The sequence below is a fragment of the Paraburkholderia sp. SIMBA_054 genome (assembly GCF_046534875.1).
Taxonomy (GTDB): domain Bacteria; phylum Pseudomonadota; class Gammaproteobacteria; order Burkholderiales; family Burkholderiaceae; genus Paraburkholderia; species Paraburkholderia hospita.
The window spans coordinates 1-456 of sequence record NZ_JAWRXV010000251.1 but is presented as its reverse complement, the minus strand read 5'-3'; the positions used below and the strand labels follow the sequence as shown (position 1 = coordinate 456).

The following is a 456-nucleotide window of genomic DNA, read 5'->3' as shown; positions in this document are numbered from 1 at the left end:
TTTCCTTCACGCGGGCAGATGACGCCTCTTTTTCAAGACGCGCACGAAGCCTGCCTTGTGGCTGCAACTTCCACGAAGTCGCACATGCTCGCATCCGTTTCCCGTCCCGCACGCCGTTCTCAGGCGTTCGGACCAACGTGCCTCGCCCTATGGTGGAGACAACGAACTGAGAGGCGAGTGAAGGCTATGTGATGTGGATCTCGACCGGCAGCCCACTGTCCTCCACAAACATCGCGACCTCATCCAGCATCGCATGCAGGAAGTTCGCCGTACTCGGGTTCTCGATCGTTGTATCTGACGACGTGATGTAATGCCTGACGTCGGGCGCCACCTGCTTTGCGCGCCTCACAGCCTCAAGCATCAGCACCATCGCACACACGTGCTGTCTTTGCCGCCGCTTACGCCCGCGGCCAGCACGTGGCCCTGCTCGATATAAGACTGCATCGACGCAATGGC

General features: G+C 59.6%; 1 protein-coding gene. It reads right to left on the bottom strand.

Going from position 1 to position 456, the window contains the following annotated elements; genetic code table 11:
• Nucleotides 1-184: 184 nt before the first annotated feature.
• Nucleotides 185-370, bottom strand: coding sequence for a hypothetical protein (locus SB822_RS54995; RefSeq protein WP_410858835.1), 186 nt, complete (start codon nucleotides 368-370; stop codon nucleotides 185-187).
• Nucleotides 371-456: the final 86 nt, after the last annotated feature.